The organism is Streptococcus sp. UMB0029 (assembly GCF_002871495.1).
Lineage (GTDB): Bacteria > Bacillota > Bacilli > Lactobacillales > Streptococcaceae > Streptococcus.
In genome coordinates this window covers 60,040-70,985 of sequence record NZ_PNGD01000003.1, presented here as the reverse complement: position 1 = coordinate 70,985, position 10,946 = coordinate 60,040, and the positions used below count along the sequence as shown (strand labels likewise).

The window sequence follows — 10,946 nt, the reverse complement described above, 5'->3', positions numbered from 1 at the left end:
GTAGACGCTACAGCACTTGTTGACGCTGAGGTAGACGCTACTGCACTTGTTGACGCTGAGGTAGATGCTACAGCACTTGTTGAGGCTGAGGTAGACGCTACTGCACTTGTTGATGCTGAGGTAGATGCTACGGCACTTGTGCTTGCTGAAGTAGACGCTACGGCGCTTGTTGACGCTGAAGTAGACGCTACGGCACTTGTTGACGCTGAGGTAGACGCTACAGCGCTAGTACTTGCTGAAGTAGACGCTACTGCACTTGTTGATGCTGAAGTAGACGCTACGGCACTTGTTGACGCTGAGGTAGACGCTACGGCACTTGTTGATGCTGAGGTAGAGGCTACGGCGCTTGTTGATGCTGAGGTAGATGCTACGGCACTTGTGCTTGCTGAAGTAGACGCTACGGCGCTTGTTGACGCTGAGGTAGATGCTACGGCACTTGTTGATGCTGAGGTAGATGCTACGGCGCTTGTGCTTGCTGAAGTAGACGCTACAGCACTAGTGCTTGCTGAGGTAGACGCTACAGCACTTGTTGATGCTGAGGTAGACGCTACGGCACTTGTTGATGCTGAAGTAGACGCTACGGCGCTTGTTGACGCTGAGGTAGACGCTACGGCGCTAGTACTTGCTGAAGTAGACGCTACAGCACTTGTGCTTGCTGAAGTAGATGCTACGGCGCTTGTTGACGCTGAGGTAGACGCTACAGCACTTGTTGATGCTGAGGTAGACGCTACGGCGCTTGTGCTTGCTGAGGTAGACGCTACAGCACTTGTTGACGCTGAGGTAGACGCTACAGCACTTGTGCTTGCTGAAGTAGACGCTACGGCGCTTGTTGAGGCTGAGGTAGACGCTACAGCGCTAGTACTTGCTGAAGTAGACGCTACTGCACTTGTTGACGCGGACAAGGAAGCCTGTTGTGATCTATAATCTGAATCATCTACAGTAATAGTAACAGGTACTTCATCTGTTGAGCCATCTGGATAAGTAACCACAACTGTCTTCGTATGTTCTCCAACTCCTAAACCTGTCAAGGTTGTTCCTGGTTTCCACTCATATCTAGTACCAGTTGGATGGCTTGGAGTTCCTTGAGCAGCTGTAACATAGTCCCCAGCAGCACCTGTGATGTCAACTGTTTGCTGACCAGATGGGGGTGTAAATGTTCGATTAGCCGTTGATTCCCCTCCCTCGTACTTATCAGTTTGAGCATGTATTTCAATCTTGAAACCTGAACCCTGAGTATCTCCAGTTGGACTATCATATTTCAGATTATCTCCACCTGAAAAGGCTCCAAATTTATCATAAGCATAAAGATATCGAGTATAAGATCCCAAAGTTGCATTAAGTGGAACATCCCCCTTAATATTTACTTTTAGAGGATTGCTTTCTGTTGCTTGTCCATCAACATTGAGTTTATTGGTTGGAACTTCTAGTCTGACATTCCCAAATGGTCCTGGATAACTTGATGTTGTTGATGATGGTCCCCATGGATTAGCATCATTTGCATACTTGAAAGAAACAATCTTCCCTTGGTCATCTGTATATTTAAGATTTGCTTCAAAACTTTCCCCACGGTAAACAACAATCTTATGTGGTTCAGAGGCTGTAACTATCGCATTCTTAACTGCCTCAATTCGACCCATCACAGGTTTTTGGTTATCAACAACCGAAATTGGAACATCAATCGTTTCACTTGAACCATCCTTATAAGTCAAGGTTGCAGTTGCTTTTTGTTCACCTGCTCTTGTAGTATCTAAGTTATCACGATTCAAAGAAATGGTCGTACCATCTGTCTCGTAGTTGCTAATCAAACCTTTAATTGTTTCATCTGTCACAGTTTGATCTTTTGCAATTTCATACTTAGTTGCTGTTGGTTCGTTGGTTGGTTTATCCTTTTGTTCCTTGACTACAAGACCTAGACCTGAATAGCTAGGATTGTTATTCCCATCTATCGCAACAATTCCGAATTTTTTATTTCCTACATCTTCTCGTGTTGGATCAAGAAGTAAGACTGTCCGTTTGAGGTTAGGGTCGCTTTCATCCTTTGTTAATGTTACCTTAGATGGATCAAAATTTCGTGAAGCCCCATCTGAATTTACTATTGTGTTTGAGAAATCCACTATGTTAAAGGTAGGAATTTTGTTATTACCCGTTTCCTTTTCAGAGGCTGTGATAACAATACTAGAAGTCTCACCAGCATAGATAATCGGAGAACCTGGAGCGATATCCTGTCCCGTAGTAGAAGAAACTGGGATTACTTGTCCATCTTTTGTAATAGTGATCTTAGGTCCTTGAGTATTAACTCCGACAACGGTCGCTTCCGACTTAGCAGGTTGACTACGTTTGTAGGTCGAAGTAGCAATAACCTTCGTATTGTCTTCCACTTCAGAGGCTGGAATATCAATACTTCCTGTATTTGGGTTAAAACCAAGTGTAGCTGGGAAATCTCCCTGTTTCTCCCATTTATTACCTACTTTTTGAATAGTGACTGTCTTATCATTTCTTTGCCCTGTTGGACGATAAGTTAGCGTCATCTTGTCAACTGGTTTATCAGCAGTTTCTACAGGAGTAGCTGTTGCACTTCCTATAGTAAGACCCGAATTTGGTGCCACTAGTCGTGGTTGTGCCGGAGTTTGGTTAACGATGTTATGGGCTGTAACCTTGTTACTTTCATTAGACTCAACATAGTTCTTTTGCACACCATCTCTATCTGTATAGGTAGACTGATTATCTACAATACTCTTCACATGGTAACTATTTCCACTTCCCAAACCAACCTTATTAAAGACCGCTGTGCCATCTGCTGCTGCCGTTGTCGTTGCGATTAGCTGACCATTTTCATAAAGGGCAACTTTCTTACCTGCTATTGCGTTTGCAACACGAATGTCCTGCTTTTCAATACCATCTTGCAACTGGGTTGTGATTTGTGGCGTTTTTGGTTTGATAACAAAAGTAATTGGTGTATCATCTTCAAAACCATCCGTTGTAAAGTGACGGTGGATGTTCAAAGCCATTACACCTGGCTCACGTCCAATAGACTTATGTGGCACTTCTGTTCCATCCGATACCTTACGATAAGTCAAGGTTCCTTTGAATGTTCCATCACTATTTACTGGTCCTTTAGGAACCCCATAGTCTTCTCCATTTTGAGCTGTAGTGATTAGATATTTATTAGCATCTGGGAAACCATTATTTGCTAGATTAGAGTCTACTACCTCTCCCCACGCTTCAAATCCAGCTCGTACAAAATCTAAATAGCTATATGGTGCGTTTACTTGGTTTACAAAATGGGTGCTACCACCTTTGATACGAACTGGGTAAGCTTCTTTGTTACTGATATCCGCTGGGTTGGTATGAAGACCAATAGCCGCAAAAGTTGTTGCTGGCGAGGCTGCACCATAGAGAACTTGCATGTTCTTAATCATACCATTAGTAGTTGAGTCTGGCACTGTCGTTCTAAAACGCATAACCTCACTCGAACCACCGCCTGATACTTGCACACGTTGCCAAATAGTTCGTCTCTCTGATGTTTTTGGATTTACCGCATCCTTCAAGGCTTGAGTTGAAGGATAACTTGCATTTTGACTACGCGAAAAAGCACGGAACATATTGTGTTCTTCATCTTCACTATAGAGAGAAATCAAACCACGGTCTGCACGTCCAAAATTTGACAAAGCAGTCTTCTCTGCTCCACGAAGTTCCATCACACCGTGTCGCCCAGGCATCATATTGTCATTAGCAGTGACACCTAGGTTTGACAAATCATCATACTGACCAGTAATCGTTGAACGATAGTTGGCATTAATGATTTCTTCAGGCATGTTAACAATTGTTGGAATTTGAATCCAGTTATTTGCCAAAGTTGGAGACAGTTGCGATTTAGGGTCAGATACTAGAGTCCAAACCAAAGAAGTAATCTTCCCTTTACTGTCATATTCTGGAATAACATTTAGATTGATGTTGTTATTCAATCGATTTTCCGCATTGTCAGAGTTACCTGAAGAAAAAGCTCTAATTTTCTCACCGTTCTTACCATAGGTAACTACTTCATCACCAATCGCATTCGAACCTGACATTACGTTTTTAACTCTAAATTGCGAGCCTTGCTTCATGACTTGGCCATTTAGCTTATCTCGTTTTCCTGAATTTGCACGCAATACTACATTGGCGATTGAAGCTTCTGCAGCCTTGGCCTGCTTGATAACCGCTGTTAGATCAGCATTAGGATTTTTCAAGGCTTCTTCGATAGCTGTTACAGCAGCATTAACCTTAGCAACAGCTGATTCAGTATTTGGAAGACCGATAGACTTAGCTAGGTATTCACCCATAGAAGCTGAGATTTTAGAAAGACGTTTACGGTCTTCTTCAGCTTTTTTATTGCTCTCAGCCGATACTGTAGTTGCTACTGCAGCTGTTGTTGTCGTATCCACCAAGCTTGAAGTTGTTGATGTGAGTTGACTTAAACGATTTTCAACTGCCTGAAGAGAAGCCAAACTGTTCGTGATGACTTTTGAAAGAGCTGCATCAGCTGTAGTATTAGCTGTATCTTCTTTACGTACAGATGTCTCTTTGTTTGAAGCTGTTTCTGATGCTACTGGTTTTGCAAGTTCAGAAGTTGCTCCAGCTTGTGATTGAGAAGCACTTGCTAAAGCTGATGTACTTGCTGAGGTAGACGCTACCGCACTTGTTGATGCTGATGCGCTTGCAGATACAGAGGCACTTGTTGAAGCACTTACTGATTGACTTTCACTTTCTGAAAGATGCTTACTTGCATTCTTTGAAGCTTCCTTAGACAAAGATTGGCTTTGGCTGACAGAAACTGATAGGCTGTCTGCTTGAGCCCCCTCCTGATCTTTTACTGTTCCCAAAGTTACTGTATCTGTATTTGCAAGTGTTTGATTTGACTCTACTGTCTTTTCGAGAGCATCATTGGCATAAACAGTTGTTTGTGTTGCAACTGCTCCTCCAAGCACCGTCCCTGCTGCAGCTATCCCCTTCAGGATATCCAAGCCAGTAAGTGTATTTGCTGATTGTTCTTCAATCACTTCAGTTGTTACCTGAGCAGCATCTACACCACCTCGTAAGACTTTAAAGAGACCAAATTGAGAGGTCGATGCACGCAACCAATGCTTACCCGACTTGATCAACTTGAAACGGGTCACACGATCCGTTTCCCTATATTCACCTTCTTGGCGTCTAAAAAACATTTTTTAGATTCCTTTCCTTCTATTTTTATGTGTATTTATCAATAAAATACCAATCTATATTATACACTGATAAATCAAATATTTCAAACTTATAGAAAATTATTTTACCTAAAAAAAAAAAGCATTTTTATATTACTAGACTCTGAATTACAATTTTTCATAATTATCAACAACATCTCCAATTTCAAACGATTTCAAAGTCTATAAATTTAATTCTTAATCATTTTATGTATTTATATTTAGAAATATTAAATTTTTGTTACAAAAATTTAAACTAGAATTGGAAAATAATACTCTATTTATTAATATATTGATTTTCTGTGATATTTGTATACTTATATATCTTTTTATATCTATAGTAAGCTACATTAGCATGAAACAATACATAAACATTTTAGCTCCTATTTACCATAGAATAATGCAAGAAGGACAGTATCTCTATGCCCTTGAATGTCTTTATTCTAACATCAATGAACGATCAAACATATCATTTATTAAAAGTATTTATTTTTTAATACTCAATTCAAACTCTCTCTACCCAGACTGTTTAAGTATTCACTCCTTCGCTCCATTTCTATTATAGAAGTTTCTTAACTACTATGCTTCTTATGATTTGTTGTTACTACACTTTCTGCGCTTAAGAGACATCATGAGATAAGTCGTACATCTTCCACGTTTATACAAGATATGAGAACTTTAAAAGGTTACAATTAAAATAGGAAATCTGACCCGAGACTGGGCAAAAATTCAATTTCAGGAAAAAATGAAGTAAATATTCACACAATAAAAGGCATAGTATCAAGGTTTTTCAAGGGCTGATATTATGCGTTTTTTAATTTTAAAGACTTTTTGCTCAGTATCATAAAGATTTATCTTTTTCACACAAACATTAGTCCTAATTCAATTACTCTCTTGATTTACATATATAGATTACGTTTACCTATTTGGACTTTAGAGATTCTAGCTTTTTATCTACTATATTGAGGGTCTTACTATTACGTTTCTGTTTGTAGAGCCACTATTTCGCTGTTCCTTCCTCTGACGATTCTTATTTCCAGCGTCAGCTTCACCTTTCCGTATTCAAGTACAGCCTGTAGCTAGCTTCCTAGTTTGCTCTTTGATTTTCATTAAGTACTAATGGTTATATAGCAGATTGAACCTAGAATAGTACAATAAGGATTCTAAAACGTTTCTAGAAATTAATTTGACTTTCCTAATCTCTTTGTTCATATCTTATTTCAATCTACTATATTATGACCGTCAGATCGTACTCAAAAAAATCCCCTGGATGATTTTCATCCAAGGGATTTCTTTATAAATCGAAATAATAGTACTTTCTATGTATTTTTAATCCGATTACTCTTCATCATCACGTTTACGGCGTTTTGCAATCAAACCTAGACCAGTCACAGCTGCCAAAGCTCCAAGGAGTATAGATGATTTAGAAGCTTCTGTACCTGTATTTGGCAATTGCTGTCTTGACTTACCTGCTGATTCTGATGGCGTTTCAGAAGATAATGTATTTACTGATGTCGATGTGTTTGCTGATGCTGATTCTGACGCTACAGCACTTGTTGATGCTGAAGTAGACGCTACGGCGCTTGTGCTTGCTGAGGTAGACGCTACAGCACTTGTGCTTGCTGAGGTAGACGCTACAGCACTTGTGCTTGCTGAAGTAGACGCTACTGCACTTGTTGATGCTGAAGTAGACGCTACGGCGCTTGTGCTTGCTGAAGTAGACGCTACAGCACTTGTTGACGCTGAGGTAGATGCTACAGCACTTGTGCTTGCTGAGGTAGATGCTACGGCGCTTGTGCTTGCTGAAGTAGACGCTACTGCACTTGTTGATGCTGAAGTAGACGCTACGGCGCTTGTTGATGCTGAGGTAGACGCTACCGCACTTGTTGATGCTGAGGTAGACGCTACTGCACTTGTGCTTGCTGAGGTAGATGCTACAGCGCTTGTGCTTGCTGAAGTAGACGCTACGGCGCTTGTGCTTGCTGAGGTAGACGCTACGGCGCTAGTACTTGCTGAGGTAGACGCTACGGCACTTGTTGACGCTGAGGTAGAGGCTACAGCACTAGTGCTTGCTGAGGTAGACGCTACCGCACTTGTGCTTGCTGAGGTAGAGGCTACGGCGCTTGTTGATGCTGAAGTAGACGCTACAGCACTTGTTGACGCTGAGGTAGACGCTACTGCGCTTGTTGACGCTGAGGTAGAGGCTACTGCGCTTGTTGATGCTGAGGTAGACGCTACGGCGCTAGTTGATGCTGAGGTAGACGCTACGGCACTTGTGCTTGCTGAGGTAGATGCTACGGCACTTGTTGATGCTGAGGTAGACGCTACGGCGCTTGTGCTTGCTGAGGTAGACGCTACAGCACTTGTTGATGCTGAGGTAGACGCTACTGCACTTGTTGATGCTGAGGTAGACGCTACAGCACTTGTGCTTGCTGAGGTAGATGCTACTGCACTTGTTGATGCTGAGGTAGACGCTACAGCACTTGTGCTTGCTGAAGTAGACGCTACGGCACTTGTTGAAGCCGAGGTAGACGCTACGGCGCTAGTACTTGCTGAAGTAGACGCTACTGCACTTGTGCTTGCTGAGGTAGATGCTACGGCGCTTGTGCTTGCTGAGGTAGATGCTACGGCGCTTGTGCTTGCTGAAGTAGACGCTACAGCACTTGTGCTTGCTGAGGTAGACGCTACAGCACTTGTTGAGGCTGAGGTAGACGCTACTGCACTTGTTGATGCTGAGGTAGACGCTACAGCACTTGTGCTTGCTGAAGTAGACGCTACGGCACTTGTTGAAGCCGAGGTAGACGCTACGGCGCTAGTACTTGCTGAAGTAGACGCTACTGCACTTGTGCTTGCTGAGGTAGATGCTACGGCGCTTGTGCTTGCTGAGGTAGATGCTACGGCGCTTGTGCTTGCTGAAGTAGACGCTACTGCACTTGTGCTTGCTGAGGTAGACGCTACAGCACTTGTTGAGGCTGAGGTAGACGCTACTGCACTTGTTGAGGCTGAGGTAGACGCTACGGCGCTTGTGCTTGCTGAGGTAGACGCTACTGCACTTGTTGAGGCTGAAGTAGACGCTACTGCACTTGTTGATGCTGAGGTAGACGCTACGGCACTTGTGCTTGCTGAGGTAGATGCTACGGCACTTGTTGATGCTGAGGTAGACGCTACAGCACTTGTTGATGCTGAGGTAGACGCTACTGCACTTGTTGATGCTGAGGTAGACGCTACGGCGCTTGTGCTTGCTGAGGTAGACGCTACAGCACTTGTTGACGCTGAGGTAGACGCTACAGCACTTGTGCTTGCTGAAGTAGACGCTACAGCACTTGTTGATGCTGAGGTAGACGCTACTGCACTTGTTGATGCTGAAGTAGACGCTACTGCACTTGTTGATGCTGAGGTAGACGCTACAGCACTTGTGCTTGCTGAGGTAGATGCTACTGCACTTGTTGATGCTGAGGTAGACGCTACTGCACTTGTGCTTGCTGAGGTAGATGCTACAGCACTTGTTGATGCTGAAGTAGACGCTACCACACTTTTGCTTGCTGAAGTAGACGCTACAGCACTTGTTGACGCTGAGGTAGAGGCTACAGCACTTGTGCTTGCTGAGGTAGAGGCTACAGCGCTTGTTGATGCTGAAGTAGACGCTACGGCACTTGTTGATGCTGAAGTAGACGCTACGGCGCTTGTGCTTGCTGAGGTAGACGCTACGGCACTTGTTGACGCTGAGGTAGACGCTACGGCACTTGTGCTTGCTGAGGTAGACGCTACGGCGCTTGTTGATGCTGAGGTAGATGCTACCGCACTTGTGCTTGCTGAAGTAGACGCTACAGCACTAGTGCTTGCTGAGGTAGACGCTACGGCGCTTGTGCTTGCTGAGGTAGACGCTACAGCACTTGTTGATGCTGAGGTAGACGCTACAGCACTTGTTGATGCTGAGGTAGACGCTACAGCACTTGTTGACGCTGAAGTAGACGCTACGGCGCTTGTGCTTGCTGAGGTAGACGCTACAGCACTTGTGCTTGCTGAAGTAGACGCTACGGCACTTGTTGAAGCCGAGGTAGACGCTACAGCACTTGTTGATGCTGAAGTAGACGCTACTGCACTTGTTGACGCTGAGGTAGAGGCTACGGCACTTGTTGATGCTGAAGTAGACGCTACAGCACTTGTACTTGCTGAGGTAGACGCTACAGCGCTTGTGCTTGCTGAGGTAGACGCTACGGCGCTTGTGCTTGCTGAGGTAGACGCTACTGCACTTGTTGACGCTGAGGTAGACGCTACAGCACTTGTGCTTGCTGAGGTAGACGCTACGGCGCTTGTTGATGCTGAGGTAGACGCTACGGCGCTAGTACTTGCTGAAGTAGACGCTACGGCGCTTGTGCTTGCTGAGGTAGACGCTACAGCACTTGTTGAAGCCGAGGTAGACGCTACGGCGCTAGTACTTGCTGAGGTAGACGCTACGGCGCTTGTACTTGCTGATGTAGAGGCTACGGCGCTTGTGCTTGCTGAAGTAGACGCTACGGCGCTTGTGCTTGCTGAGGTAGAGGCTACAGCACTTGTTGACGCTGAGGTAGACGCTACAGCGCTTGTTGACGCTGAAGTAGACGCTACAGCACTTGTTGACGCTGAGGTAGACGCTACAGCACTTGTTGATGCTGAAGTAGACGCTACGGCGCTTGTGCTTGCTGAGGTAGAGGCTACAGCACTTGTTGACGCTGAGGTAGACGCTACAGCACTTGTTGACGCTGAGGTAGACGCTACAGCACTTGTACTTGCTGAAGTAGACGCTACAGCACTTGTTGACGCTGAGGTAGACGCTACAGCACTTGTTGATGCTGAGGTAGAGGCTACAGCACTTGTGCTTGCTGAGGTAGACGCTACAGCACTTGTGCTTGCTGAAGTAGACGCTACAGCGCTTGTTGACGCTGAGGTAGACGCTACAGCGCTTGTTGACGCTGAAGTAGACGCTACAGCACTTGTTGACGCTGAGGTAGAGGCTACGGCACTTGTGCTTGCTGAGGTAGACGCTACAGCACTTGTTGACGCTGAGGTAGAGGCTACGGCACTTGTGCTTGCTGAGGTAGAGGCTACAGCACTTGTGCTTGCTGAGGTAGACGCTACAGCACTTGTGCTTGCTGAAGTAGACGCTACAGCACTTGTTGACGCTGAGGTAGAGGCTACGGCGCTTGTTGATGCTGAAGTAGACGCTACAGCACTTGTTGACGCTGAGGTAGACGCTACAGCACTTGTTGATGCTGAAGTAGACGCTACGGCGCTTGTGCTTGCTGAAGTAGACGCTACAGCACTTGTTGACGCTGAGGTAGACGCTACAGCACTTGTTGATGCTGAAGTAGACGCTACGGCGCTTGTGCTTGCTGAGGTAGACGCTACAGCACTTGTTGATGCTGAAGTAGACGCTACAGCACTTGTTGACGCTGAGGTAGACGCTACAGCACTTGTTGATGCTGAAGTAGACGCTACGGCGCTTGTGCTTGCTGAGGTAGACGCTACAGCACTTGTGCTTGCTGAGGTAGATGCTACCGCACTTGTGCTTGCTGAGGTAGACGCTACAGCACTTGTGCTTGCTGAAGTAGACGCTACAGCACTTGTTGACGCTGAGGTAGAGGCTACGGCACTTGTGCTTGCTGAGGTAGAGGCTACAGCACTTGTGCTTGCTGAGGTAGACGCTACAGCACTTGTGCTTGCTGAAGTAGACGCTACAGCACTTGT

3 protein-coding genes are annotated in these 10,946 nt (G+C 45.0%); 1 reads left to right on the top strand and 2 read right to left on the bottom strand.

The genetic code is table 11. The features are described 5' to 3' along the window. Both CJ239_RS11995 and CJ239_RS12410 read right to left on the bottom strand, forming a co-directional pair. On the bottom strand, nt 1–5,201 hold a 5,201-nt coding region (locus CJ239_RS11995; protein ID WP_257994400.1), incomplete at its 3' end, for an accessory Sec-dependent serine-rich glycoprotein adhesin. A gap of 1,356 nt (nt 5,202–6,557) precedes the next feature. After that, nucleotides 6,558–6,671, bottom strand: coding sequence for an LPXTG cell wall anchor domain-containing protein (locus tag CJ239_RS12410; RefSeq protein ID WP_374703780.1), 114 nt, complete (start codon nt 6,669–6,671; stop codon nt 6,558–6,560). 67 nt (nt 6,672–6,738) lie between these two features. On the opposite strand from CJ239_RS12410, the gene CJ239_RS12405 reads away from it, so the two are divergent. Further along, nucleotides 6,739–10,946 (top strand): hypothetical protein (locus CJ239_RS12405; protein WP_374703779.1); only part of this gene is annotated, 4,208 nt, incomplete at its 3' end.